Below are 25,839 nucleotides of genomic sequence, written 5' to 3'. Positions count from 1 at the left end.
TGAGCCACGTCGCCTTGCCGTAGAGTTCTACATCACGAGCATGTGTTCGACTATAGAACCCATCGTTCTAATATAGAACAAATGCCAAGACCAACAGACATAGACCTGCAAAGTGAGGAAAGCCCGTGCAGTTCCACCACCACGGTTACGTATCCGGTGACCCGCGTATCAAGCCCGCAGCCGGAGTCGGCATCAACCGCCCGGAGGAACTCCCCGAGGAAGTCGACGTGCTCATCGTCGGCTCCGGCCCCGCGGGCATGCTCACCGCGGCCCAGCTCGCCCAGTTCCCGGACATCACCACCCGTCTCGTCGAACGCCGCGGCGGACGCCTTGAGATCGGCCAGGCCGACGGCATCCAGGCCCGCAGCGTCGAGACCTTCCAGGCCTTCGGCTTCGCCGAGGCCATCACCGCCGAGGCCTACCGGATCACAGAGATGGCGTTCTGGCGCCCGGACACCGAAAACCCCAAGAACATCGTGCGCGGCGGCCGCGCCCTGGACGACACCGTGGGCATCAGCGAGTTCCCGCACCTGATCGTCAACCAGGCCCGAGTGCTCGACTACTTCGCCGAGGTCGCCCAGAACTCCCCCACCCGCCTGGTGCCCGACTACGGCTGGGACTTCCAGACGCTCGAGGTCGCCGAGACCGGCGAGTACCCGGTCAAGGTCACGCTCGTGCGCAGCGCCGGACCCGACGAAGGCACCACGCGCATCGTGCACGCCAAGTACGTCGTCGGCGCCGATGGCGCCCGCTCCAAGGTCCGCTCCTCGATCGGCTGCACCCTGGCCGGCGACCAGGCCAACCACGCCTGGGGAGTCATGGACGTCGTGGCCTCCACCGACTTCCCCGACATCCGTCTCAAGTGCGCCATCCAGTCCCACGACGGCGGCTCGATCCTGCACATCCCGCGCGAGGGCGGGCACCTCTTCCGCATGTACGTCGACTTGGGCGTTGTCCCCGAGGACGACAAGGGCGCGGTGCGCAAGACCACCATCGAGCAGATCATCGCCAAGGCCAACCAGATCCTGCACCCCTACACGGTCGACGTGCGCAACGTCGCCTGGAGCAGCGTCTACGAGGTCGGCCACCGCCTCACCGACCGCTTCGACGACGTGCTGCCCGAGCAGCTTGGCACCCGCAACCCGCGCGTGTTCATCACCGGGGACGCCTGCCACACGCACAGCGCCAAGGCCGGCCAGGGCATGAATGTCTCGATGCAGGACGGCTTCAACATCGGCTGGAAGCTCGCCCACGTGCTCGAGGGCCGCAGCCCCGAGTCCCTGCTGTCCACGTATTCGGCCGAACGCCAGGTCGTCGCGAAGAACCTCATTGACKTCGACAAGGAATGGTCGACGATGATGGCCAAGAAGCCCGAGGACTTCGAGAACCCCTCGGACCTCGAGGACTTCTACGTGCGCACCGCCGAGTTCCCGGCCGGGTTCATGACCGAATACGCTCCCTCCATGCTCACCGGTGCACCGACGCACCAGGAGCTGGCGGCCGGGTTCCCGCTGGGCAAGCGCTTCAAGTCGGCCATGGCCTCGCGCGTCTGCGACACCAACCCGATGCAGCTGGGCCACCACGCCACGGCCGACGGACGCTGGCGCATCTACGTCTTCGCCGATCCCGCCGCCCCCGGGGCCGATTCCCCGGTGGCATCGCTGGCCCGGTGGCTCTCCACCGCGCCGGACTCGCCGCTGGCCGCAACGCCCGCCGGACTCGACGAAGACGCCTGGTTCGATGTGAAGGTCATCTACCAGCAGAAGCACGAGGACATCGACATCAACGCAGTCCCCGCGGTCTTCAAGCCCGAGGTTGGCCCTTTCAAGCTCACCGACTACGAGAAGGTCTACGGCACGGTCCCCGGCGCGGACATCTTCGATGAGCGCGGGCTCTCGCGCGACGGCGTCATGGTGGTGGTCCGCCCGGACCAGTACGTCGCCAACGTGCTCCCGCTGGATGCCACCGACGAGCTTGCCGCATTCTTCTCGCAGATCCACGCCGGGGCGTCCAAGGTCGCGAAGGCCTGACCCGCCCCGGAACCTCCGATCCGACCGGGCCGATGGCCGGGTGCAGCTCCCGTGGCGAACACGCGGGAACTGCACCCGGCACCCGGCTGCCTCGCACCTTGAATTCCCGAATCACTCATTGCAGCAGGCCGCAAGGGAATAATCCCCCAAATGCATGTGTTTGCATGTATACAGGCGGTTATCCCCGCTTCATCCAGGGAAAGGAATTCCACAGTGCAGAGGTTCGAAGGAAAGTCAGTCATCATCACCGGCGCCGGCTCCGGCCTGGGCCGGGCGGCCGCCATCCAGGTCGCCAAGGAAAAGGGCAAGTTGGCCTTGGTCGACCTGAACGCCGCAGGGCTGCAGGAAACCGAAAAAGAGATCCGCGCCGTTGCCCCGGACACGGAGATCCTCTCCCTGACGGCAAACGTCGCCAACGAGTCCGAGGTCCAGAACTATGTCTCCGAAACGCTCAAGCGTTTCGGCTCGATCGACGGTTTCTTCAACAATGCCGGCATCGAAGGCAAGCAGAATCCCACCGAGGACTTCGGCTCGGAGGAGTTCGGCAAGGTCGTCGGCATCAACCTCACCGGCGTCTTCTACGGGCTCAAGCACGTCCTGAAGGCCATGCGCGAGCAGGGCTCCGGTGCAGTGGTGAACACCGCATCGGTGGGCGGCATCCGCGGCGTGGGCAACCAGTCCGGCTATGCCGCGGCGAAGCACGGCGTGGTGGGCCTGACCCGCAACTCCGCCATCGAATACGGCCAGTACGGCATCCAGATCAACGCCATCGCCCCGGGGGCCATCATGACCCCCATGGTCGAGGGGTCGCTCAAGCAGATCGACCCCGAAAACTGGGAGCAGGTCGGCAAGGCGTTCGTCGAGCCCAACCCGATGAAGCGCTTCGGCAAGCCCGAGGAGGTCGGCCAGCTGGTCGCCTTCCTGCTTTCCGGCGATGCCGGCTTCATCAACGCCGCGGTCATCCCGATCGACGGCGGCCAGTCCTACAAGTACTGAGTCACCGATAGCCCGGACGGGCGCCGGCATGATTCGGCCCCCCCAGCGAAACCGCTGCGGGGGCCGGCTTGCGTCCGGGTTCGACGACGGCACTAGCCGAGGTCGACGACCTCGAACTCGAGCAGCTCCGCACCGCTTGACACCGGCGCCTGGGCGGAGTGGTCGTGGCCGGCACGGTTGTCTCGCCAATTCTCGAAGTCCCCGCGGGTGGCCCACTGAGTGTAAACGAAGTAGCGGTCCTCCCCGGCGACCGGGCGCAGCAGCTTGAATCCCTCGAATCCCGGGGAGCCGTCCACTGCGTGCTTGCGGGCCGCGAAGCGCGCCTCGAGCTCGGGCCCGGCCTCGCCGGGAACCTTCAGGGCGTTGATGACAACGATGGACATTTTGCTCCTTCCGGGCCCGGCATCCGCGCCGGGCCGCTTGTCCTTCCAAGCTACCGCACGCCGCCGCGTCCGGCCGGGCCAGGTGGCGCCCGGCGTCCCGGTCACCTGGCCTCGCGGTCCCACAACCCGTTCTCCAGGGCGAAGAGCGTGGCGGAGACGCGGTTGGCCGCACCGGTCTTGAGGTAGATGTGCTCGATGTGGTTCCGGACGGTTTTCGGGGAGATGACCAGGGCCGCGGCAATCCTCTGGTGGTCCATCCCCCGGCACAGCAGCCGCAGCACCTCGATCTCGCGGGCCGTCAGGCCGCCGGGTCCTGCCCCGGGCAACCGTCCCCCGGCGCCCGCGGCCGCGACGAGCACCGCCTCGACCGAGCGGGCCTCAAGCCTGCCGGAGTCGGCCTCGACGCGCAGGCGCATGGCCGCCGCCCGTGCATCCAGCGCCGCCCGGTGCGGGCGCGGCTCCAGATACGTTTGGTAGGCATCGACGGCCGCAATCAGGCGTTGGCTCGGATCCAGCCCGGAGGCGGTGCGCCCCAGCGGGTAGCCCGAGCCGTCCAGCCGCTCGCGGTGCGCCCCCGCCACCTGCCCCACGCGCCGCATGCCCGGCACCCGGGCGAGGATCCGTTCGCTGAGCAGCGGGTACATGTCCAGGTGCTCGCGCTGGATCCCCGAGAGCTCCCCCGGGGCATCCCACAGGGCGTTGGACACCCCCATCCGGCCCAGGTCGTGCACCCAGCCGGCTTGGAGCAGCACCCGGGTTTCGGCGGCACCCAGCCCGTAGCTGGCCGCCGCGCCGGCGGCCAGGGCCGCCACGGCCCGGGAGTGCCCGATGGTCCACGGGGATTTCAGGTCGGCAAAATCTCCCATGGCCTCCAGCACCGCATCCAGCTCCGCCCCGGTGAGCGCGGCGTCGCGGGGCGCTGATTCCAGCACGGCGGGCCAGGGGTCCTCCTCCAGCAGCCCGTGGGCCAGTTCCGGGGCCCGGGCGCAGAACAGGTCGGCGAGGGCCGGGTCGAATTGGGTGCCGCGGCGCGCCGTGGCCATGGCCACGGCCGCGTCCAGGCCCGCGGTGCGCAGGTGGACCTCGACGGTGTCGGCCAGCTGCGCGATCCGCATTTCCAGCGGAATCTGCACCCCGGATTTCCCGGCCGGCAGTCCCCGGCCGTCCCAGCGCTCAAAGGTGTGCTCCAGGATGCCCGGAAGCTGCTCGTCCAGGCCCACGCGTGCGGCCAGCCGACCGGCCGAGGTGCAGTGCGAGGAAATCAAATCCCGCACGGACGAGCGTGCGGTGGCGATGAAACGCGCCCGGGCCCGGGCCCGTTGCCCGCCCGGCAGATCCGCGGCCGTGTGGCGCACCATCATGGAGAGCATGGGCAGCCCGGTGGCATCGATGAGGTAGTAGTCGAAGCGGAACCCGATGTCGTCACCGAAGAGCGCGGACAGTTCGTAGGAATCGGCATGGCATCCGATCCAGGCCAGGAGGTTCGCGTAGTAGATCCGCTCGCGCACCTGGTGGTCGACGTCCAGGGCCTCGGCGATGCGCAGCCCCAGCAGGGTCGCGCGCATCATGTGTTCCATGGGCTGGCCGAGCCCCAGGTCGATGGCCAGCGAGAGCGCGGCCAGCAGTTCGCTGCGGCGCGGCGCGGGTCCGGGAACCGGCGACTGCGCAACGGATTCCGCCCCGGGCCCCGCGGGCCCTGAAAACGCGTCCGATCCCTGCCTGGCCACGACTCCAGTTTACGTCGCGGGCCCCATCCTGCACCCGGTTCAGGGCATTCGGCCGCCGCCCACGGCAGCGGCCGGAACCGCGGGGGCCGTGGAGGGGAACTCGAGGTCCAGGTCGGCCACGAACAGCCCGCGCTGCGGCAGCCAGAAATCCGCCAGGTGTTCCTGCGCCGCCAACGGCCGCGGCGCCCCGGCGTCCTGGCCGTCGATGACCGCCTCGGCGGCGGCCGCCGTCCACACCCGCAGCGGGCGGGCCCGGAACCGCTGGCCGTTGGGCACCAGTCCGGCCATGCCCAGCCGTCCGGCACGCAGCGCCGGTCCCATCGCCCGGCCCATGGCGCCGAGCAGCCGGTCGTTGCGCCACACGGCGGCCGGCATCATCCCGGCCATCGCACTCAGTGCGCCCGCGGCGCGGGTGCGCTCCAGCCGGATCCGCCATTCCAGCACGCCGGGCACCGCAACCTCGAGCGTGAACGGGTCGGTGAAGCGACCGCTGACGGGGCACTGGATCGCGTGGCTGAAGGCGGCACCGAAGTACCTGTTGCAGCTGAGTTCGGGCGGGGCGTCGGCATAGACGCTCCAGCGTCCATCTCCCCGGCGCAGCCACACCGCATGGTAGGCCGGACCGATGGAACTGGCGGTGAAGCGCCGGTAGGCCAGGTACCGGCCGTCGCCGAAGGGCATGCCCATCAGCGCGTACCCGGAAAAGCGTTCGGCGCTCCCCTGCGGCAGCCGCGGCCCGGCCTCCGCTTCATCGGCGCATTGGCGCGGTGTTGGTGCTTTCATGGCGAACTCCTTGTGCTCGATACCCCGAGCCTAGGAGTCCCCCGCAAACGGCGCATGGGGCGCCTGCCCCATCTGTTGCCCCGCGTCAGGCTTCCTTCCGGCGCACCATCTCGTTGATCCAGTCCGGGGCGAACGGCGAGGTGCAATTCGGCGGCGTCGGGTAGTCCTTGAGCACCTCCAGGCGTTCCCCGATCCCCAGAGCCCTGGCGCGCAGCGCGGGATGCTCGATCCCGATCGTGGCCAGCGTCTGGTTCATGGCCCACTGCAGGCGTGCGGGGGCCTCCTTCATCTGCGCCTCGATGACATCCAGCAATCCGGGCAAATCCAGGCCCTCGGGCTTCTTGGCAACCCGTTCACTGGTCAGCGCCCAGCCGGCGCTGGCGACCACCGGATCCGCGTCCGCCATCCAGGCCACGCGCAGTTCCTCGGCGTGCCTGGATTTCTTCACCACGTAGTTCACCAGCCAGTCGTGCACCTTCGGGGCTCGGGCCTCGCGCAGCATCGCATCCAGCTGCCCGGACCCGAATTCCCTGGGCTTGCAGACCAGCAGCGCCAGCAGCCGGGCCGCGGTGTCGTTTGTGGCCCACAGTTCGAGGGCCAGGTCCTGCTGGGTCTTCAGCCGCTTGGCCACCGCCCGCAATTGGGTCAGGTTCACCCCGTGGTCGTCCCCGCGCCTCTCGTTGGCCTCGCGCACCTTCGGGTTTTCGAGCCCTGCCAGCTCCGCCATGACCCCTGCAACAGTCGTTTCCGACATCCGAACCTCCCGGTGTTTGTTCCCGGCCCCAGTCTACTGACCGGCTGCCACGGGTGGTACGGGCTTGCGCCGCGGGCCCCGGATGCCCGGTGCGGCAAAGCCGTACGGCAGAATGTTTGCATGGACAGGCGCTTGGCCTGGCGTTTTCAGGGGGGAACCACCGATGGCAGGACTGTTGCGCAGGACCCGTGGCTGGGTGCGCCCGCTGCTGGGCTTGGCCCTGCTGGGGCTCGGGACCGTCCTGGCCCTGCATTCCTCCGCGTCCATCAAGGTCTTCGTCGTCCTGGTGGCCGCGGGATTGGTTGCCGTCGGGGTGCTGCGCATCCTCGAGGCCATCGACACCGACGCGGACCAGGCCAACTCCTGCCCCTGGATCACCGGTGGCAGCGGCGTCCTGCTGGCCGGCGCGGGGATCGCGGCGCTGCTTTGGCGCGGAGCCACGCTGCCGATGCTCGCGCTGTCCGTCTCCATCCTCCTGCTGGTTTCCGGGGCCGGGTCCCTGGCCTCGGCCCTGCGCAGGGGCTCCCCGGACCGCGCGTCGGCGCTGCTGGGCGGGCTGGCCGCGGTGCTTGCCGGGCTGCTGGTGCTGCTGTGGCCACGGCTCACGGTGTGGGCCTTTGGCGTGTTCTTCGGCGGCTGGCTTGTCTTCATCGGCCTGCGGCTCATCCTGGGGTACCTGGCCCGCGGCCGGTACTCCCCCGCGCCCGGGAAGCCAGGGCGGCTGCGCGGCTTCGGGCGGGTCGCGGGCTCCGCGCTTGCATTGCTGCTGGCCGTTGGCATGGTGCTGGTGACCTCCTTTGTCCATGCGGGGGATCCGAAGCTGGTCCCGGATGCGTTTTACACCCCGCCCACTCTTGTTCCCGCAGAACCGGGCAAGCTGCTGCGCGCCGAGCCCCTGCTCCGGGGCATCCCGGAAGACGCGGACGCCTGGCGCATCCTGTATACGACCACCGACCCGGACGGGTCCCCCGCCGTGGCCTCGGGTTCCGTCGTGGTCCCGAAGGACCGCGGGGCCACGGCGCTGCCGGTCATCTCCATGGCCCACGGCACCAAGGGCATCATCCCGCGCTGCGCCCCCTCGCTGTCGGCGTCGCCGTATTCGGACGGGCCGGCCGCGGCCCTGCGCGAGCTGGTGTCCCGGGGCTGGGCCGGGGTCATGAGCGACTACGTGGGCCTGGGCACCGCGGGCCCGCACCCCTACCTGGTGGGGCAGGCCGAGGGCCGCAACGTGCTCGACGCCTACCGGGCCGCCGGCCAGCTGCGGGAATTCACGCTGCGCGGGGACACGCTCATCTGGGGGCATTCGCAGGGCGGGCACGGCGCGCTGTTCAGCGCGGCCATCGCCAGGGACTATGCCCCGGAGATCGGGATCCTGGGGGTCGCGGCGCTGGCCCCGGCCAGCAACCTGGCGGCGTTGGCGCTGGGGGTCAAGGACGGGGCCGCGGGCAAGGTGGTCTCCTCCTACATTGCCGCGTCCTGGAACGATCTCTTCCCTGAGCTCGGTCTGGCTTCACTGGTCACCCCCGGGTATGCGAGGTCAGTGCAGCGGATCGGGGAACTCTGCTTCGACGGGCGCGATGCGCTTTCGGCGGTCGTCGGCGGCACCCAGCTCTTCGACGCGGTCATCCCCGAGTCCGCGCTCAAGGGCCCGCTGGGGGCAAGGCTGGAGGAGAACTCGGTGGACATGGCCATCGACTACCCGCTTTTCGTGGCCCAGGGGCTCGATGACCAGCTGGTGCTGCCCGGGATGCAGCGCGCCTGGGTTGCCGGGCGCTGCGCCGCGGGGCAGGAGCTGGAGTACCGCGAGTACGCCGGCCGGGACCACATGCCGCTGGTCGAGGATGATTCGCCGCTGATCGGCGACCTGGTGGCGTGGGCCAACGACAGGCTCGACGGCAAGAAGCCGGCCAACACCTGCCGGTAGGGCGGCGGCGTCAGTGGCCGCCGGCCAGCTCGCGGGCGGCGGCGACATACCGCCGGGTGGCCAGTCGCTGGGCGGCTTCCGCCACCGGGGCGGCCATCGTGTAGAACCGGTTGGAGTGCCTCGAGGCGGCCTTGATTTCCAGGTACACCGATCCGTCCTTCTCCAGCACCGCGGAAAAGGACTCCTCCCCCGTTTCGGGGTGCCCGGCCAGCGTCCCGTAGGCAAAGCCGGACCGGCCGGGCTCGTCAATCAGCCGCACCACGCGGCAGGGCGCCTTGATGCGTGCCGGGCCGACGCCGAAGCCTAGCTCGACGCGGCTGCCGAGCTTCACCCGCGGGGTGTCGGGCCGCGTGCGCAGGCCCGAACGCCCATGCAGGGACCAGTTGAGGATGCCTTCGGCCAGCGCGTCGAAGGCCGCCTGGCCCGAGCCGACCCGTTCGCGCAGCCGCAGGTGGCGGTAGCCCTCGGGCATCGGGTCACGCCCGGTCATCCCCGCCTCCGGGTAGCTCAGGTCGGACAGTAGCCCGAGGCGGAAGAGCCTGCGCCGGGCGGCCAGCTCGGCAGGTCCCCGCTTGGCCAGGGCCAGGCCGGCCACCCCGAGCACCGCCCTGCCGCCGAGGCGGGCCGGGAGCGGCACCGGGCCCAGCGCGGGCCGCTGCAGGCCCAAGAGCTTGCGGTGGTTTTCCGGCAGCGTGTCCACGACGGCGGCAAAGAGCAGCTTGTAGCCGGGCAGCACCGCCGGATCCAGCGGCGGGTTCTTCAGGAAGGAGACGACCTGTTCGACCCGGGGGCCTCCGGCCAGTTCGCCGCGGGATTCGTAGCCGGCGATGGCCGCCTTCAGCTCGGCATCGCTGCGCGGCGGGTTGGCCACGCCCATGAGTTCGCCGGCCTTGGCCCATTCCCGCACGTAGGCGTCGGCTCCCTGCGGGACGGGGCCGGAGAAGATCTCGTGGCTGCGCAAGAACGCGTCGGCGAAGGCGATGTGCACCCATTCGGCGAGCCCGGGGTCGTTGGCCGCGTAGTCGCGTTCCGCCCCGGTGCCGGAAACGTACCTGCCGGTGACCGGCTCGTGGCGGCGGGCCACCCACGCACAGGCGGCGTTCGCGGCCGTCGTGTCGCCGTAGGTCAGGGTGAAGATCCAGCGGATGGTCCCGGCCAGCCGGGCCAACGGGTCGGACTGGTAGTCCGAATGCTCGGCGACCCCGGCCAGTGCGCCGGGATGCAGCGCCTGGGTCAGCAGTGCCCGGATGCCCGCGGCGATCGGGCTCATGCCCCCGTGCACCACCCAGACCGCGGAGTCGTGCGGGAAGTATCCCGCATCGTCGCCGCGGTCCAGCTCGCGTTCCCAGACCGGATCGTAGTGTTCCTGGGCGGAGAACGTCTGCTGCAGCTTGTGCCGCAGTGGCTCGAACATTGCCGGGCGCTAGCCGATCTGCAGTTCGCCCATGTCGCCCCAGGAGTCGCCCTCGACCTTGCGCGAGACGATCTTCGGGGTGGCGGCGAGGGCCGGGCGCATGGATTCCAGGCCTGCGGCGAAGTGCGCGGAGTTCACGTGGGCGCCGGCGGCATCGTCGTCGAGGAAGGCCTCGACGAGCACGAACTCGGCCGGGTCCTGAACGCTGCGGGACCAATCGAACCAGAGGTTGCCGGGTTCGGCGCGGGTGGCTTCGGTGAACGGGGTCACCAGGTCGATGAATTGCTCGGTGTATTCGGGCTTGGTCTGGAACTTTACAACGATGAAGTACATGCCCCCAGCCTACAGAATCCGCCTCAGCCCCGCTCGAGCAGGCCTTTCCAGCCCAGCGCCGCGCGGTCGGCGGCCGGCAGGGAGGCGACCACCAGGTCGTAGGAGTCCTCGACCATCGCCAGCATGGTCTCCGCATCCAGGCCCGGCACCACGGTGTTCCAGTGCTTCTTGTTCATGTGGTATCCCGGGGTGATCTGGGGGTTTGCGGCTCGCAGCTGCTCGGCCAGGGCCGGGTCGCACTTCAGGTTCAGGGTCGTTGTTCCGCCGCGGTGCATCAGCAGCCCGAACATCTTGGCCCGTGCCCCGGCCCTGCCTTTAACCTTGAAGACTGCCGCGTCCTCGCCGAAGGGAAAGTCCTCGAAGGCACCGGGAAGGGAGAGCAACATCGCACGCCAGGATTCGTATTCCACGGTGCCCATCATAAGCCCGCCGGGCATGGAAGTGGCCGGCCCTGCCACCTGGGGGTTGCGGCAAGACCGGCCGGTCTACAGGGGTTCGCGGTCGGCCCGCCCCCGGACTGGGGAGGGGCCGACCGCGAACTTCGGTTTATCCTGTGGGTTAGTTCCCTTCGCCCTTGCGGCGGCGGGAGCTTGCCACGAACGCTGCCCCGAGGAGCAGGATCAGTGCGCCGGAGCCCAGGATCCACAGCGTGGAGTCATCCGCGCCGGTTTTCGCCAGCGCCGATGCCGGCTTGCGCAGCGGAACCACAACCGCCGATGCCGGCTTGCGCGGCGGAACCACGACCACAGGTGCCGGATTCACTGGCGGGACCACGACGACCGGCGGTGCCGGCAGCAGGTGCTGCTCCTCCGGGGTCGGGTGCACGGTCTTCGACGGCGGGACATCCCCGCTGCCGGTGGCCACGTTCACCAGGACCGTATCCCAGGCCTCGTCATCGACCGTGACGGAGTAGTTGAGGGTCTTCTCCTCGCCCACCGCCAGGTCCCCGACGGTCCAGGTCAGCTTGCTGCCCTCGATGGCCGATTCGCCGCCCGAGAGCAACAGGCTTCCCTCGTTGAAGGTGCCCGCGTGCTGCCAGCCGGCCATCTCGTCGGTGATTACCGCCCCGGTGTACACGAACTGCCCGGTGTTGCGCACCGTGAGGGTGTATCCGACGGTGTCCCCGGGCCAGACAACGGTGCCGTTGGCCGGATCCGAGGTCTTCACCAGCGAGTAGCCGCGCGGGTTCTTCACCGGGGTCTCGCAAGCGCGGGACTGTGTGGTTTTGCCGTTGGCACTCAGGGTGGCCTCGTTCAGGAAGCCGCCGTCGCTGTTGGAGTCCTCGGGCTGGCAGGTGCCGGCCTCGGACCCGATGACCCCGTCCGCCAGGACCGCGACGACGTGCACCACGTAGGTGTGCGAGTCGCGTGCCTCGAGGTTGCGGTCGGTGGCCAGCTCCGTGGAGGTGTCGGTGCCGGGGTTCTCCCAGCTGCCGGCCGTATCGGTGCCTTGCAGGGTCCAGGTGGCGCCGGTGGCGGTGATCCCCGCGCCCAAGCGCAGCGTGTCGGTGAGGTTGTAGCGGGTTGCCACGTCCGAGGTGTTGTTCACCACGACCGTGTAGTGCGCATCCCAGCTGCCATCCGCGTTCTCCTCGGCCGTSACGGCCGTCTTGACGACGTTGCTGCCCGGTTCCGGGATTTCCAGGCAGGCGCTGTCCGTATCGGACTCGTTTCCTGCGGTGAGAACACCGGTGTTCAACAGGCCGTGGCCGCCCTCGCCGCATACCCGATCCGCATCGTTGATCGCGGAGGTCAGGGACACGTTGACGATGACCGTGAAGGTGTGGACGGCTCCCGATTCCAGGACCTGGTCCGCCACCACGACGTCGTCGGTGGAGTTGCTGCCGCGCCAGGCCTCGTTGACCTCGACGTCGGTGGAGCTGACGTAACGGTCGTTGACGGTGACGCCCTCGGCGAAGGCCGGGGTGTCGGCGAGCGTGTAGTTCGCGCCCGCACCGCCGGTGGCCGGGTTGGTGACGATGAGCTTGTAGCTCGCGTCCCAGGTGCCGTCCCAGTTTCCGTCGGCGTCCTCATGCTGGACCAGCCCAAGGGCCTGCTTGTCGAGGCTCGGGGCAACCGGTGCGGCACAGGCCTGGGCCTCGCGGTCCTGGCCGTTGGAGGTGATTCTCGCCGTGTTCAGGAACCCGGTGCCGTCCTCCCCCTCGGTGAGCTTGCAATCCCCGTCCGTGCTGCCGGTGCTTCCGGCGGCCACAGTGGCGGTGACGCTGACCTCGTACTCGTCGGTGTCGCCCGCGGCCAGGAACTTGTCGGTGGCAAGCGTGGTGGCGGGATCGGTGTCGGGTGCGCTCCAGGCGCCGTCGGCGCCGTCCGGTCCGCTCCAGGTGGCCGAATCGATGGTGGCACCTGCGCCGAAGGCCAGGGTGTCATCCAGTGAGTAGATGCTCGGCGATGCCGCGTCCCCGGTCACCGTGACCGTGTAGTCCACAACCCAGCTGCCGTCGGGCTGCTGCATGGCGGAGGTGACGGTCTTGGCGATGTCCGGGTTTCCGGTGGCCGGGATCTTCACGCAGTCCTCGTCCGTACCGGTCTGGTTGCCGCTGGTGAGCGTTGCGGTGTTGAAGAAGCCGCTTCCGGCGTCCCCGCATTCCCGCTTCGTTTCCAGGCCCAGCCCGGCCAGGTCCACGGTGAAGGTCACCAGGTAGGCGTGCCGCGTGCCCGCCGCGATCGGTGCGTCATCCGCGATGGCCACCGGGACGGTGGTGCCGTTCAGGTCCATGGCCGGGGTGTCCTCGCCAAGAGAGACGACGTTCCAGCCCTCGACCTGCGTTCCTGCGGCGAATGCCGGGGAATCGAGAAGATCGTAGCGGGAATCGTGTCCGGTGGTGTTGTCCACTTCCAGCTTGTAGGAAACGTTCCATGTTCCGGTTGCCTCATCCAGCACCGGTTCCCCGGTGGCGGTCTTGGCGATCTTCGGTGTGGTCGGCTCCGCGCAGGCCGTCACCTCGGCGCTCTGCCCGTTGGCGGTGATGGTGGCCGAGTTCAGGAACCCCGTGCCGTCCTCGCCCTCGACCAGTTCGCAGTTGCCGGCCTCGGTGCCCGTGACCCCGGCCGCGACGTTGGCGGTGACCGTGACCTGGTAGGCCTCGGTGGCGCCGGCGTCGATCAGCCTGTCGGTGGCCATGACCTCGGTGTAATCCGGGGTCGCCAGGTCCCAGGCGCCCGAGTCGCCGCCCGTCGGGCCGGTCCACGAGGCGTCGGTGACGGTGATGCCGCCGCCGAAGGACAGGGTGTCATCCAGCGAGTAGCGACCCTGGACGTCGTCGTTGTTGGTGACCTCCAGCTTGTAGGTGATGCTCCAGCTGCCATCGGCGTTCTGCCGGGTGCCGGTGACGGTCTTTTCAACCGTCGGGGCCCCTACCTCAACGCAGACCTCGACCGACGTGCTGGCGTCGTCCGTTGCCACCGAGGTGGCGGTGTTGGTGTGGGTGGTGCAGGTGCCGTGAAGGGCATCCGGGTTCGGGTTCGTGAAGATCACCTGGTAGGTGAACTCCGTGGGAACACCGTCGGAGTTCCAGTCCGCGGTGCCCAGGGACACCGGGGCTTCGACGGTTCCGGCCTTGTCGTCAAAGACCTCAAGGCCGGCATTCGTGGAACCCACCTGCTCGTAGAGCACCTCGACCGAGGCCGTGGCGGTGGCGACCCCGCCCTGGGCAGTTGCCCAGGTCGCGGTGACGGTGTGCTCGCCTGCGTAGTCCCCGTTTTCCGGGGTCCCGGTGCAGGTGTAGGGAAGGGTCACGGAGTTGGCCGTGCCGTCGGCGCCGGCCGGCACCAGGACCTGGAATCCGTCGGCGTCCGGGTCGGCGTCGGTGGCATCGATGTCGCAGGTGACTCCCGCAATATCGACCCCTCCGGTGAGCGTGGCGGTGATCTCTCCCCCGGCAAACCGGTTCGGGTTGACCAGTGTGATGGTGCCCGCCACCTGGTGGTTTGAATCCTCATAACCGTCGGGTGTCGCCGCGACCGTGTAGTTGAACGTCGCCGTTGAGTCCAGGCCGATTTCGGCCCCTGTGCGGTCCACCTGCTTGTCCAGCTTCCACAGGTACTCGCGGTCGAAGGTGGCTTCGCCGGGGTCGGAAACTTCCAGTCCCGCCTTGGCACATACTTCCACGTCCGCCGTGGCCGTGTTGTCGACCTCGTCGGTTCCGGTGGTTTCCTGGAGGACTGCGGTGTTGGTGTAGGTGGTGCATTCTCCGGCCACGCCCGCCAGTTCGACCGAGTACTGGAACTCGACCGGCGACTCGGAGACGCTGGCGCTGCCCAGATCGTGTGTGGCGCCGGGTACCGTCTTGTCGTCGATAACGTCGACCGTCTCGTCGATGTCCTTGGTCTGGTCCTGGGTGAACAGGACTTCCGCCGCGAAGTCGGCGGTGCGGTCCTTGCCGTCCGTGCCGGTCCAGGTGACGGTGGCGGTATTGGTGTGCCCCTCGTAGTCGGAGTCGGCCAGCTCGGCATCGATCACGCAATCGTAGGTGATGGTGGTCTTGCCGCTGACAACTTCGCCGTCAACGACGGTGGCCGCGGGGACAACGACGTCCGTGCCGCCGCTGGCGATGGTGCAGGTTGCGCCCGGCACGGAGGTGACGTCGCTGATGTCGGCGGTCAGTGCTTCCTGCTGGTTCGGGTTGAACACGTCGATCGAGCCGGACATCGTCCAGTCCTGGTCCTTGTGCCCGTCCTTGGTGGCGGTGACCGTGTAGTTCGCGGTCGCCTTGCCGTTGCCGTCGACCGTGAACTTGCCCTGGTCGACCTGCTTGTCGATGCTCCAGTCGTAGTCGCGGGTGAATCCGGCCTTGACGGTCTTGACGACCGTCAGGCCCTTCTCGACACAGACCTCGACGGACACCGAATCGGTGTTGTCCTCGTCGCTGCCGGCCTTTTCCTTGAGCACCGCGGTGTTGGTGAAGGTGGTGCACTTGCCCGCCTTGCCTTGGAGCTCAACGCGGTAGGGGCCGAAGACGTTCTCGCCGTCCAGGGTCGCGGTGCCCAGTTTCACGGGCTCCGCATCCGGGTTGGTCAAGTCGTCGTAGACGTTGACCGAGGCGTCGGTGGCCCGATCGAGCGTGAAGTCCACGTCAATCGGATTGCTGGACGCGGTGCGGCCATCGCCCCAGGTGGCGGTCGCCGTGTTCTTGATGAAGCCGCTGTACTTGGCTTCGTCCACGCCGGCGGCAACGTCACAGGTGTAGTTGAGCGTTGCCGTCTCACCGGCAGCGATCTGCACGTCCGCACCGTCGGCGACGGAGCAGGTGATGCCCTCGATGTTCAGGGCATCGGTGACGTCGGCGGTGATCGAGCCGAAGTCGTTCGGGTTGTGCACGGTGATGGTTCCACCGAGTATCCAGCCCGAGTCGGTGTGTTCGTCCTGCGTTGCGGTCACGGTGTAGTTGGCCGCGACCTTGCCCTCGCCGTCGACGTTGAAGTCGGTCTCATCGACCTGCTTCTCGATCTTCCAGTCGTAGTCGCGGTCGAAGGTGGCCGTGGCGTCCTTGGAGACATCCAGGTCCTGCTCGACACAGACCGTGACGGTCTGCTCGTCGGTTGCCAAGAGGTTCGTTTCCCCGGCTGCCACCATCGCCCGCGGCTCCCCGGCCATGGTGGTCAAGGTCGCGGTGTTGGTGTAGTCGGTGCAGGTTCCCGCAACGCCTGGGAAGGACAGGTCGTAGGCGTCAAACGCCGTGGGTCCGTCATTCCAGTGTGCGGTGCCCAGCAGGACCGGTTCCTCAACCGTTCCGGCCTTGTTGTCAAAGACCTGCACGGTTTCGTTGGTCACGGTGGCCTCGTAGGCGAACTTGACTGTGTTCTTGGCCGAAGCGGGTTCCCCGGCGGCGTCGGTCCATGTCACGAGCGCGGTGTTGGTGCCGTTGTAGCTGGCGGGTGTGCCGGCGCAGTGGTACGTCAGCTCCACGGTGCCGTCGGTGGTTCCGTCGGTGCCCGCGGGCACCAGAACCTGGAATCCGGCCTTGTCCGGATCATGATCCGTGGGGCTGGTGATGTCGCAAGTCAATCCGGCGATGCCCACGGTGTCCGTGACGGTTGCGGTGATCGCACCGTCAGCGAACTGGTTGGGGTTCGCCAGCGTGATCTTGCCGTCCAGCGTGAACCCTGTGTCGATCTTTTCCTTGGGTTCGGCCGTGACCATGTAGGCGAACGTGGCCATTCCGTCCGGGGCGATAGTCTGCTTCGACGGCTTCGCGGACTTCTCCACGTCCCAGGTGTACAGGCGGTTGAAGGATGCGGTGGCTTCCTTGGCCACCTGCAGTCCGGCCTTGGCACAGACTTCCACGTCCTGGCTGGCCTTGTTGTTTGCGTCCTTGCCGTCGGTCGCGGTTTCCTCGTTCAGCACCGCGGTGTTGGTGTAGGTGGTGCACTGCCCGGCAGTGCCTTGGAGTTCAACCGGGTACGGGGCGAACGTCTTCGGAGCGTCGGACACGCTCGCGGTGCCAAGTTCATGCTCGGCCCCGGAAACGGTCTTGTCATCGACAACGGTGACGGAATCGTCGATGCTGCCGGTCTGCGTGAAGACGATCGGCGCGCTGTTGGTCACGGTGCGGTCCATCCCGTCGACACCCTTCCAGGTGACGGTGGTGTGGTTCTTCTTGCCCGTGTAGTCGCCTGCCAAGACCTCGTCGGCAAAGGTGCAGTTGTACTGCACCGTGGCGCTTCCGTTGGCGACCACGCCCGCCGACTCGGTGGCGGCAGGAACATTCACGCCGATGCCGTTGGCCACCGCACACACGGCGCCTGGGATCTCCGGGGTGTCGGTGACAACAACGGTGAGGGCTTCCTGCTGGTTCGGGTTGAACACGGTGATCGCACCGGACATCGTCCAGTCCTGGTCCTTGTGCCCGTCCAGGAGCGCCTTGACCGTGTAGTTCGCGGTGACCTTGCCGTTCCCGTCAACGGTGAACTTGCCCTGGTCGACCTGCTTGTCGATGCTCCAGTCGTAGTCGCGGGTGAAGCCTGCCTCGACTTTCTTGACCACGGTCAGGCCGTCCTCGACGCAGACCTCGATGTCGGCGGATGATTCGTTGCCTGCGGGGTTGTCGTCGTCGCCCTCGAGAACGGCCGTGTTGGTGAAGGTGGTGCACCTGCCGGCAACGCCCTGCCAATCAACGTCGTATGCAAAGGTCTTCGGTGACTGGTCGCGGATCACCGTGCCCAGCACGCCGTCATTCTCGGCGTAGTGGTCGTCGGTCACCGTGATCTCGGTGTCCGTTTCCGTAGCCAGTGCGAAGTTCGCGTCGACCGGGCCGCTGGAGGTGCTGCGGTTCTCTCCCCAGGTGGCCGTCGCGGTGTTGGTGATCTTGCCGGTGTAATCGGCTTCGGCCACGCCGGCCGAGACATCGCAGGTGTAGTCGAGCGTTGCCGTCTTGCCGGCAGCGACCACCACGTCCTGGCCTTGAGCGACGGAGCAGGTGATGCCCTCAACATTCAAGGCATCGGTGACATCGGCGGTGATCGAACCGAACTCGTTCGGGTTGTCCACCGTGATGGTGCCCGTGAGCTTCCACTTCGAATCCGTGTAGCCGTCCTGGGTGGCGGTCACCTTGTAACCCGCGGTGACCTTGCCGCTCCCATCGACCTTGAAGGAGGTCTCGTCGGCCTTCTTCTCGACCTTCCAATCGTAGTCGCGGTCGTAGGTGGCCATGGCGTCCTTGGTGACAACCAGGTCCTGTTCGACACAGACTGTGACGGTCTTGCTGTCGGAGTCCAGGGTTGCCTGGTTCCAGCCCTTCTCGGTCACGATCGCGGTGTTCGTGTAACCGGTGCAGGTCCCCGGGGCTCCCTCGAACTTCAGGTCGTAGGCGAAAGCCGTGGCGGTCTTCTCCTGGTTCCAGGTGGCCTCGCCCAGCAGCTCGGGGTAGTCGGTCTCATGGACCTTGTCGTCGAAGACCAGGACGGTCTTGTCGTACTCGGTGTCGAGGAGGTACTCGACCTTGGCCGTTGCCTGGGCCGATTGCGGGGTGCCGGTGGCATCCTTCCAAGACACGTCGACCGTGTTGGTTCCCGTGTACGTGGCAGGCTTGCCGCCACACTCGTAGCTCAGCACCAGCCTGCCGTCTGTGCCGTTGGTGCCGGCTGGCACCACTGTCTGGAAGCCGGGTGCGTTGAGGTCGGCGTCCGTGCCCTTGATCAGGCACGTCACGCCTTCGATGCCCACGGTGTCGGTCACCGTTGCGGTGATGGCTCCGTCGGCGAACTGGTTCGGGTTGGTCAGGGTGATCGTACCGCTCAGGGTCTCTTCGATGTCCTCAAAGCCGTTCGGGACTGCCTTGACGGTGTAGTTGAAGGTTGCCTTTCCTTCCGGGGCGATCGTCTTTTCGGTCTTGTCGACGTCCTTGGTCACGTTCCACTGGTAGACGCGGTCGAAGGATGCCTTGGCGGTTTTGGAGACCTGCAGACCTGCCTGGCCACACACGGTGGCGGTGGCTTCGTCGGAGGGGTTCTCCGAGTCGTCGCCTTCAAGCTCGATCCATGCCTTGTTGGTGAAGGTCCCGCAGGTGCCGGAATCCACCGTATGCTCCAATTCGTACGCGAACGTCTTGGTGCGCGGGGTCTTGTCTTTGACCTCGCTCCACGAGACGGTGCCGACCTCGGTGCCGTTCGCACCGGGGACCGCCTGGTCGTCAAATACCTTGACGGTCTCGTCGGTGATCGTTCCCGGCTTGAATTCGATGGCCTTGGCCGGGCTGGTGGCTTCGCCGCCGGCCCAGGCAATCTTTGCGGTATTGGTTCCGCCGGTGTAGTCGGATTCGGCGACATTGCTTGGATCACAGGTGTAGTTCACGGTCGTGGTTCCGGGAATCCAGTTCCCGTCGACCAGGGTGGCCTGCGGTACGTTGACCTGCACGCCGGTGGCGATTGGGTTCACATCGTGGGTGGCGTCGACGGTGCAGAGCAGGCCTGTCAGCGACGTGGTGTCCGAGACCGTGGTCTCGACGTCTCCGCCGAACTGGTTCGCGTTGGCCACCGTGATGGTTCCGCCCATGGACTTGGTGTCCGTGTAGCCCTCGCCGGTGACGGTGATGCCGTAGCCGACCGTCGCCTTTCCTTCGGGGCCCGCATTGACGGTGCCGTCGGTCATGGCCGTCTTGTCGATGTCCCACGTGTAGGTGCGGTCGTAGCTTGCATCCACGGTCTTCGACACGCTCAAGCCGGCCGGGAGGCAGGCCTGGATGGTCGCGTCGTCGGATGCGAGGACCTCAGTGGCGGAAACCTTGGCGATGTTCGTGAACGGTACGCACTCGCCGGCGTCTGCCGCCGGGACCGTCCAGGTCACCGTGTAGTCCTTGGACTGTGGCTTCGTGCCGTCGGCCCCATCGAGGGTCCATGCGGGGCTGAAGGTGAACTCGTCATCGGTCACCGTCACCTTTTGGTTCAATGGGCTCTGGGTCCACGAACCAGCGGTGACTTCGGCGGTGCCCTCGTCGAACTCGCCCGGGGTTGAGGCCACGGCCTTGCTCCAATCGACCCTGGCGGTGTTGGTGCCCGCGTACCTGGGCTGCGAACCGAATTCACAGCCGTAGTCGAACTCGACGGAGCTGTCCTTCGGGATGATCGTCTGGAATCCGGGCTTGGTCTGATCCAGGTCGGTCCCGGTGCCCGGGCTGGTCTGGCCGGTCACGGCACATACCGCGTCGCCGCCCACGTCCACCGAGTCGGTCAGGGTAGCGGCGACGTCCTGCCACTTGTTCGGGTTCTTCACCGTCATGGTGCCGGTCATGGCCCAGTTGCTGTCCACGTATGGCTGCGGCGTCACCGTCACCCGGTAATCGACGGTGACCTCGCCGTTCGCATTGGTGGTGTACTTCGTGTTGTCCGCGACCGGCTGGCCGTTCAGCAGCGGGGTCTTGTCGATCTTCCAGGAGTAGGCCCGGTTGAAGCTTCCTTGGACGTTCTTGGTGACTTCCAGGTTGGCACCGATGCACACCTTGACCGAAGCCGAATCGCTCCCGGTGCCGCCGTCAGATTCCTTGTAGGTTGAGGTGTTGTCGTAGGTAGTGCATTCGCCGGAGACCCCTGGCCACTTGATGGAGTAGTTGAACGTCTTCGATGATTGCGCCGCGGTGACTTGGTTGCCATCCGGAAGGGTACTCAGGTCAAAGTTGTTGTCCGTGACGGTGACCTTGTCATCGCTGACGGTGGGTTCGACACCTGCGAAGGTGAAGTCCTTGGTGGCGCTGGCTTCGCCATCCGTCCCGAAGTAGGATGCTGCGTCCCAGTTGGCCTTGACGGTGTTGGTTCCTGAGGTTGCAGCCGTGGTTCCGGTCGGCATCTCACAGGTGTAGTTGAAGTTCGTCGTGCCGTTCGGAATCGAGATCGGGCCGGTAACGGCTGTGCCGCCGGCTGTTTCGATGGCACATTCCGCGCCGGGGAGGCTGTCGCTCAGCGTCACGCCGTTGATGGCGGCGGAGTTGCTGTTCTCGACGGTGATGACACCGTCAACGACAAAGTTGCTGTCCTTCGCGGCGCTGGCCTTGACCAACACGCTGTAGTTGACGTTGACGTTTGTCGTCGGCGACTTGACGCTGGCGTCCTGGCCGGCGGCAAGGTTCTTGTCGATGGTCCAGTCGTAGTCGCGGTCGAACCTTGGCTTGGCAGTCTTGGAGACCGCAAGATCCTTGTAGGTTGTCTTGGTGTTGGTGAACGTACAAACGACTTCCACACGGTTCAGCAAGGTAAAGGACACAAGACGCTTCGTTTTGTCGACCGTTGGGGCGACGCCCGAACAGGTCAGGTCTGCGAGGTTCCAGCCGGCAGGAAGGACACCTTCCGAAATCGTGACCTCGCCCGGTGCGACGTTGTACTTTATCTGGTTCGGAAGATTCTCACCGGTGTCGGAATCTGAACTGTCATCCAGTTCGAAGTTGGCTGAAGATTCTGCTTCCTCCGAGGACAAGTTGAAATTGAAATCCGTCCCATCGGCGGGGGTGGCCTTCTTGACAACGGTCACAAAACCGACCTGCATGCCCGCCGTTTTTATTGACAGGTCTGAGGCGCCCTTAACGACGCAGTTCAGTGAGACCTTGGATACGTGGTAGGACGAACCTGAAATCGACGAGGCTCCGGTGGCCGGCCCACGGTCAAGCTCGGAAGCGATATGAGCACTGAAGTAAAGGATCCCGCTGGTCGCAGTGGCATCGAATGTCACATACACGGTATCTTCGCGGGCAGAGCCGGAACCTTCCACAACCCTGGTCCTGATGTTGTTTCCGCCATCCATGGAGAAGCGACTTGCGTAGTCAAACCCCCATCTTTCGCCATCCCTGACTTGGTACCTAAAGGCAAATTCGTTCTCTCCAAGGCTCAAGTCACTCATCATGACTCTGTACTGGACGAATCCACCTTCAAAAAGCCCTTCGGCAAGGTTGCCAGTCATCCAATCGGTCACTTCCGACCTTTGCTCCATCTTGCCAAGACTTCCCGTGCCCGCATTGGGACCACAGGTACCAATAGCCGACGGAGTGACCGGTTCTTCCGCAAGGGGTGCGGCCTTGGGGTCAGCGGTTTTCGCCAAGGGGTCGCTGGTCTTCGTTTCTGTCTTATTGGGAGCTTCGGTGGCAGGGGCCGCCGACTTCTTCGTCTCGACGGGGTTCTTTGTCACGGGAGCTTCGGACGTGGGGGCCGCCGACTCCTGCGGTTCGGCAACTTTCGCGGCCGCGGGCGGTTCGGTGCCCTCAGAAGGTGCTTCAGCGGTTTTCTCGTCCGTGGCAGCGGCCAGGGATTCTTTCTTCGACGCGTCCGATTCGAGCGTCGTTTCGCCGTCCTTCGCCGCGTCGAGCAGTTGCTGCTCCACGGCGGTGTCCGGTTTGTCGGCTGGCGCGGCCACGGCGGGATTAATTCCACCGCCGCCAAACATCATCGTCGCAACGAGCGCCGTCGTCGCACTGGCGCCAACGGTTGAACGGACGACGCCGTTCCTCCAAATCGCAGCCAAAAAAGAGCCCCTGCGCATCGCGCGATGACCCTTTGGAATCCGTGCAGCATTGTCCCCAATTTTGCCGAGCACTTTAGTTACCCCAATTACCCCAAGGGGCGCGACAACCAGGCAATAAGCACCGTTTACGGAACGGCCCCAGCCGATCCGTTAGATAAGTTCAAACCCCAAGTTCGAACTTCCCCCAGTATTTATTGGGTCCCCAGCACCCAATTTTGTGTTGCTTGTGCTGCCGACATTCTAATCACACAATGTGATCCACGTCTACTACAATCAATGGAATATCTATTTCCGGTCGAATTCAGGGGTATGGATACTCGATCTTGGGGCAGGTATTCATCACGACGTCGAGCCCGGCTGCCTTGGCACGCGCGGCTGCCGCTTCATCGACGACACCGAGTTGCAGCCAAAGCGCATCCGCTCCGACGGCGATCGCCTGGTCAACGATGTCGCCGACTTTTTGCGAATTCACGAAGCAGTCAACGACATCGATGTGCCCGGGAATGTCCGCCAACCGCTTGTATCCGGTGTTGCCCAGGACTTCCTCGCCGCTCAGGGAAACCGGGATGATTTCCATGCCCAATTGCTCCTGCAGAAAATACGAGACCCCCGGTGCGACGCGGCGCGGGTTGTTGGTCAATCCGACCACCGCCCAGCGCGCGGGGGTTTGAAGGAGCCGTCGAACCACGGCCGGGTCGTTGACATGGCGTTGGCCAACTTCGTTGCTCATGGCCCCAACGTTACCGCCACATTCTGGGTCTTGGCCCAAAGCCGATGCGTCGCCAAGGCGCCACAGGGGAACCAAAAGGGCAAGTGCCCTTCCGGTTCCCCGCATCCCTGGGACCGCCCGATGCGGTCTAGAGCGAGCGCTCCAGTGCCTGCTCGGTGTTCGCTGCCGAGTGCTCCGTGAAGGCGCCGCGGAATTTCGCCGCCGGGTGGGAATCCTCGAGGCGGGCACCGCGCCCGAAGACCTTCTCGCGCAGGGTTCCCGGGGCGTACTCGGTCTGGGCCAGGCCACGCTTGTGCAGCTCGGGCAGGATGCCGTCGATGAAGTCGGTGTAGGAGCCGGGCAGGATCTGGTTCATGATGTTGAGCCCGTCCATGCCGGCGTCTTGCCAGCGTTCGATCTCGTCCACGATCTGTTCCGGGGTGCCGGAGATCTGCTGGGCCTTGGCACGGTAGCGCGCCAGGTCGCCGATGGTGGGCTTGCCTCCGGGCACCGAGGCGATGGCCGCCTCCAGGACGCCGCGGGCCCCCTCGGTCTGGACATCGCCCAACGGGGTGTCCAGGTCCAGGCCGCCCAGGTCGATCCCGATGCCGCCGCCGATGTGGGCAACGATGGCATCGAGGTCCAGGTACTCGTCGTACTCGGCTTCCTTGCGCTTGGCTTCCTCCTCGGTGCTGCCGACCACGAAGGACAGTCCCGCAAAGACCTTCACGTCTCCCTTGGCTCGGCCGGCAGCGGCCTCGAGCTCGCGGATCTCGCCCACCTGCTTGGCCACGTACTCCGGGTGCGGGGCAAAGAGGAAGGTCGCTTCAGCGTGCTGGGCGGCGAACTGCTTGCCGCGCGCGGAGGAACCCGCCTGGAACAGGAACGGGGTGCGCTGCGGGCTTGGCAGGGCCGTGTGCGGGCCCTCGATGGAGTAGCGCTTGCCCTGGTGGTGGATCTTGTTGACCTTGGCCGGGTCGGCAAAGAGTCCCGATTCCTTGTCGGCAAGAAGCGCGTCGTCTTCCCAAGAGCCCTCCCACAATTTGTAGGTGGCCTCGACGTATTCGTCGGCCCAGTCGTACCGGTCGTCGTGGGCGGCCAGGCCCGCGGCGCCGAAGTTGCGGTGCGAGTTCTCCAGCACGCTGGTCACGATGTTCCACGCGACGCGTCCGTTGGAGATGTGGTCGAGGGTGGAGAGCTGGCGTGCGAACTGGAACGGCGAGGCCTGCACCACCGAGCTGGTCATCGCCAGGCCGATCTCGCTGGTGGTCGCGGCGAGCGCCGAGAGCAGCACCAGCGGGTCGTGCGCGGGAACCTGCATGCCCTTGCGGACCATCGAGGCCCACCCGCCCTCGTGGTTGCCGTACAGCCCCACGACGTCGGCGAAGAACATGTTGTCGAACTTCGCGTCCTCGAGCTGCTTGGCCAGGTCGGCCCACAGCTTCAGCTCGTTGAAGCGGTGCTGCTGGGCCGCCGGGTGGCGCCATTGGCCCCCGAGGATGTGGCTCGGGGTGTTCATCAGGAAGGCGCTCAGCAGCAGCCGTGGACGCGCGTCAAAGGTACCCATTTACTTGTTCTCCGATTTCGAATCCTTGGCGTCCCCGATGGAGTGCAGCCCGGTGGGAATGGTGCCGTTGATGTAGTAGTCGCCCACCGAGCGCGCCTTGAAGGCGACCGGGTTGTGGGTCGCGACGGTGCGGGCGTTGCGCCAGTGCCGGTCCAGGGACTTGCCGCGCGACACCGAGGAAGCACCGGTGACGTCGAACAGTTCGCTGGTTGCATCCAGCACCAGTTTCGGGACGCTCACGTGCGCCTGCTGCACGGCGAGCTCCGCGCGGATGAAGGCTGCGGTCGGGTCCAGGCCCAGCGAGGTGTCGACCGCGGCGTCAAGGTCGCGGGCCGCGGCGAAGACGATCGCGTCGGCCGCGTAGACGGTCGCAGCGATGCGGCCGACCTTTTCCTGGATCAGCGGGTCGTTGCGGAACAGGTCCCCGGAACCGGTGTTGAAGGTTCGGGTGCGGTTGCGCACCAGGTCGGCAGCGTCGGTGAGCGCGGCGCGGCCGATGCCTGCCAGCACGCTGAGCAGTGCGAGCTGGAAGAACGCGGGCTCGAGCGTGGAGGAAACCTTGCGCGCGATGATGTCGTCGAATTCGACCACGACGTCGTCAAAGATCGCGGTGCCGGTTCCCGTCAGGGGCTGGCCGAAGCCATCCCAGTCGTCAATGATCCTGACCTTGGCATCGTCGGCGCGCACGATGGCGTATTGGCGGCCCTCGACGCCTTCGGTGCTGGCCATGACCACGACCCAGTCGGCGAAGATCGACCCGGTCGTGTAGTACTTTTCCCCGTTGAGCAGCCACTGGCCGTTTTCCTCGCGGAGCTTGGTGTTGGTCGTACCCAGGGCGTTGCCGCCCTTTTCGGTGGCCGCATTGCCGAAGATCTCGCCGGCAAGCACCCGCGGGAACCAACGGAGCCGGAATTCCTCGGGCTGCAGGGCAATGGTTTCAACGAAGGAGAAGTGCGAGCGCAACAGGTGCCCGACGTTGGAGTCGGCCGCGGAAAGTTCCACGATCAGCCGGAAGAGGTGCTCGTGGCTGACGGGTTCCCCGCCGTACGCGGCCGGGACCCGAAGCGTGGTGAAGCCCGCTTCCTTGAGCCATTTCACGGGCTCAAAGGGCAACACGTGGTTGTTTTCGCGCTCCACGGCGCCTTCGGCGATGCGCTCAAACACCGGGGCAAAGCGCGCGCTCAGCTCCGCGTAGCGGGCTTCTTCTGTTCGTTCCTTCACGTACGTTGCACTCATTTGTCTTCCTTTGCATCCATGAGTT

General features: G+C 66.5%; 15 protein-coding genes. 4 read left to right on the top strand and 11 right to left on the bottom strand.

Going from position 1 to position 25,839, the window contains the following annotated elements:
- The first annotated feature begins 125 nt into the window (after positions 1–125).
- Both BLJ79_RS10490 and BLJ79_RS10485 read left to right on the top strand, forming a co-directional pair.
- Positions 126–2,030: an FAD-binding monooxygenase gene (locus BLJ79_RS10490; RefSeq protein ID WP_071214692.1), complete on the top strand. Its 1,905-nt coding sequence runs from the start codon at positions 126–128 to the stop codon at positions 2,028–2,030.
- A 213-nt stretch (positions 2,031–2,243) separates the two neighbouring features.
- Entirely contained in the window at positions 2,244–3,026 is a 783-nt protein-coding gene (locus tag BLJ79_RS10485; protein ID WP_071214691.1) for an SDR family oxidoreductase, read from the top strand.
- A 92-nt stretch (positions 3,027–3,118) separates the two neighbouring features.
- Here the strand turns inward: BLJ79_RS10485 and BLJ79_RS10480 are convergent, their stop codons facing one another.
- The 4 genes from BLJ79_RS10480 to BLJ79_RS10465 all read right to left on the bottom strand — a co-directional run bounded on the left by BLJ79_RS10480 (position 3,119) and on the right by BLJ79_RS10465 (position 6,673).
- Positions 3,119–3,409 carry an antibiotic biosynthesis monooxygenase family protein gene (locus tag BLJ79_RS10480; RefSeq protein WP_071214690.1) on the bottom strand — a complete coding sequence of 97 codons (291 nt, stop codon included), beginning with the start codon at positions 3,407–3,409 and terminating at the stop codon, positions 3,119–3,121.
- A 101-nt stretch (positions 3,410–3,510) separates the two neighbouring features.
- Positions 3,511–5,136 (bottom strand): HD domain-containing phosphohydrolase, encoded by a 1,626-nt coding sequence (locus BLJ79_RS10475; protein ID WP_286135343.1) that lies wholly within the window; start codon positions 5,134–5,136, stop codon positions 3,511–3,513.
- A 39-nt stretch (positions 5,137–5,175) separates the two neighbouring features.
- Positions 5,176–5,919, bottom strand: coding sequence for a hypothetical protein (locus tag BLJ79_RS10470; protein ID WP_071214689.1), 744 nt, complete (start codon positions 5,917–5,919; stop codon positions 5,176–5,178).
- Between the two features lie 85 nt (positions 5,920–6,004).
- A complete protein-coding gene (locus tag BLJ79_RS10465) occupies positions 6,005–6,673 on the bottom strand; it encodes a DNA alkylation repair protein (RefSeq protein ID WP_071214688.1) in 669 nt (222 codons plus the stop codon).
- Positions 6,674–6,836: 163 nt separating this feature from the next.
- Here BLJ79_RS10465 and BLJ79_RS10460 point away from each other — a divergent pair, with 163 nt between their 5' ends.
- Positions 6,837–8,597 (top strand): lipase family protein, encoded by a 1,761-nt coding sequence (locus BLJ79_RS10460; protein WP_071214687.1) that lies wholly within the window; start codon positions 6,837–6,839, stop codon positions 8,595–8,597.
- A 10-nt stretch (positions 8,598–8,607) separates the two neighbouring features.
- On the opposite strand, the gene BLJ79_RS23920 is transcribed toward BLJ79_RS10460, so the two are convergent.
- The 4 genes from BLJ79_RS23920 to BLJ79_RS10440 form a co-directional block, all read right to left on the bottom strand.
- A complete protein-coding gene (locus BLJ79_RS23920; RefSeq protein WP_071214686.1) occupies positions 8,608–10,011 on the bottom strand; it encodes a DUF1990 family protein in 1,404 nt (467 codons plus the stop codon).
- A 9-nt stretch (positions 10,012–10,020) separates the two neighbouring features.
- Entirely contained in the window at positions 10,021–10,344 is a 324-nt protein-coding gene (locus BLJ79_RS10450) for a putative quinol monooxygenase (RefSeq protein WP_071214685.1), read from the bottom strand.
- Between the two features lie 23 nt (positions 10,345–10,367).
- Positions 10,368–10,763, bottom strand: a complete 396-nt coding sequence (locus tag BLJ79_RS10445) for an MmcQ/YjbR family DNA-binding protein (protein WP_083411227.1) — start codon at positions 10,761–10,763, stop codon at positions 10,368–10,370.
- Between the two features lie 139 nt (positions 10,764–10,902).
- The gene (locus tag BLJ79_RS10440) at positions 10,903–21,054 is read right to left on the bottom strand and encodes a DUF7927 domain-containing protein (protein ID WP_139194821.1); all 10,152 of its coding nucleotides are present in this window, start codon (positions 21,052–21,054) and stop codon (positions 10,903–10,905) included.
- 805 nt (positions 21,055–21,859) lie between these two features.
- Between BLJ79_RS10440 and BLJ79_RS10435 the strand changes: the two genes are divergently transcribed.
- Positions 21,860–22,330 carry a hypothetical protein gene (locus BLJ79_RS10435; RefSeq protein ID WP_071214683.1) on the top strand — a complete coding sequence of 157 codons (471 nt, stop codon included), beginning with the start codon at positions 21,860–21,862 and terminating at the stop codon, positions 22,328–22,330.
- 273 nt (positions 22,331–22,603) lie between these two features.
- On the opposite strand, the gene BLJ79_RS10430 is transcribed toward BLJ79_RS10435, so the two are convergent.
- The 3 genes from BLJ79_RS10430 to BLJ79_RS10420 all read right to left on the bottom strand — a co-directional run bounded on the left by BLJ79_RS10430 (position 22,604) and on the right by BLJ79_RS10420 (position 25,814).
- Positions 22,604–23,032 carry a CoA-binding protein gene (locus BLJ79_RS10430; RefSeq protein WP_071214682.1) on the bottom strand — a complete coding sequence of 143 codons (429 nt, stop codon included), beginning with the start codon at positions 23,030–23,032 and terminating at the stop codon, positions 22,604–22,606.
- Between the two features lie 127 nt (positions 23,033–23,159).
- On the bottom strand, positions 23,160–24,578 hold the full coding sequence (locus BLJ79_RS10425) for an NtaA/DmoA family FMN-dependent monooxygenase (RefSeq protein ID WP_071214681.1): 1,419 nt from the start codon (positions 24,576–24,578) through the stop codon (positions 23,160–23,162).
- Positions 24,579–25,814 carry an acyl-CoA dehydrogenase family protein gene (locus BLJ79_RS10420; protein ID WP_071214680.1) on the bottom strand — a complete coding sequence of 412 codons (1,236 nt, stop codon included), beginning with the start codon at positions 25,812–25,814 and terminating at the stop codon, positions 24,579–24,581.
- Between the last annotated feature and the right edge of the window lie 25 nt (positions 25,815–25,839).

Origin of the sequence: Arthrobacter sp. UCD-GKA, from assembly GCF_001863355.1 — a bacterium.
Taxonomy (GTDB): Bacteria; Actinomycetota; Actinomycetes; order Actinomycetales; family Micrococcaceae; genus Paeniglutamicibacter.
Note: the sequence above shows the minus strand (reverse complement) of the source record. Positions and strands in the feature narration are given on the sequence as shown.

Coding starts and splice junctions, on each gene's coding strand:
- BLJ79_RS10480 (WP_071214690.1), bottom strand. CDS start 3,409: ATGTCCATCGTTGTCATCAACGCCCTGAAGGTTCCCGGCGAGGCCGGG.
- BLJ79_RS10470 (WP_071214689.1), bottom strand. CDS start 5,919: ATGAAAGCACCAACACCGCGCCAATGCGCCGATGAAGCGGAGGCCGGG.
- BLJ79_RS10465 (WP_071214688.1), bottom strand. CDS start 6,673: ATGTCGGAAACGACTGTTGCAGGGGTCATGGCGGAGCTGGCAGGGCTC.
- BLJ79_RS10460 (WP_071214687.1), top strand. CDS start 6,837: ATGGCAGGACTGTTGCGCAGGACCCGTGGCTGGGTGCGCCCGCTGCTG.
- BLJ79_RS23920 (WP_071214686.1), bottom strand. CDS start 10,011: ATGTTCGAGCCACTGCGGCACAAGCTGCAGCAGACGTTCTCCGCCCAG.
- BLJ79_RS10450 (WP_071214685.1), bottom strand. CDS start 10,344: ATGTACTTCATCGTTGTAAAGTTCCAGACCAAGCCCGAATACACCGAG.
- BLJ79_RS10445 (WP_083411227.1), bottom strand. CDS start 10,763: ATGGGCACCGTGGAATACGAATCCTGGCGTGCGATGTTGCTCTCCCTT.
- BLJ79_RS10430 (WP_071214682.1), bottom strand. CDS start 23,032: ATGAGCAACGAAGTTGGCCAACGCCATGTCAACGACCCGGCCGTGGTT.
- BLJ79_RS10425 (WP_071214681.1), bottom strand. CDS start 24,578: ATGGGTACCTTTGACGCGCGTCCACGGCTGCTGCTGAGCGCCTTCCTG.
- BLJ79_RS10420 (WP_071214680.1), bottom strand. CDS start 25,814: ATGAGTGCAACGTACGTGAAGGAACGAACAGAAGAAGCCCGCTACGCG.